This window comes from Vibrio sp. 1562, from assembly GCF_033340155.1.
Lineage (GTDB): Bacteria > Pseudomonadota > Gammaproteobacteria > Enterobacterales > Vibrionaceae > Vibrio > Vibrio alginolyticus.
This window is the reverse complement of the sequence record NZ_JAWOVY010000699.1, coordinates 1-537: the sequence shown is the minus strand read 5'-3', so window position 1 is coordinate 537 and position 537 is coordinate 1. Positions and strand designations below refer to the sequence as shown.

The 537-nt window shown below is 47.9% G+C and carries 1 pseudogene; it reads right to left on the bottom strand.

Annotation, left to right across the window (positions count from 1 at the left end):
* Positions 1 to 529 (bottom strand): annotated as a pseudogene (locus R7Z49_RS27165) (alpha-amylase); the annotation flags it as partial.
* Positions 530 to 537 lie beyond the last annotated feature (8 nt).

Below are 537 nucleotides of genomic sequence, written 5' to 3'. Positions count from 1 at the left end.
TCATCGGGCCTGGTTGCATGGTTACGCTGCCATTGGCGACGGTGGCTTCTTGCCCGGTTAAGGCGTCACGAACAACAGTGCCATCAGTAAAGGTTTGGGCTACGTTGATGGTTTTAGCTGTGTCGGTTGCAACAGGGCAAGAATAGGTGATGTCCTGACTCTGTTTTGGTTTGATTTTAACGGTTAGCTCATTGGTGTCTGGATTGAGCGTGAAGAGGTAGGTATTGGCTTTGAAAATGCGCAGCGGCATAGATGTGTCGGTTGCGCAGTTATCCATTTTTAATGGTGTATTGAATTTGATGCGGCTTTCTTCCGCTAGCGCAAAGCTGTTGCCACAGGTTTGTTTGCTGTCGGCAATGGCAAAGGTGTAGTTGCCTTTTTCTAGTTTTTGCTCTGCGACGAGTAAACCGTCTGAGTTTGGTTCGAAGACGGCTGTATCGTCTCCAACGCTTAATACGATGGCATTTTCTGGAATTTGGCTGCAGGCGCTCAGTAGGCCGATAGAGAGTGCGAGAATTGTTTTTTTCATTGTGTCCT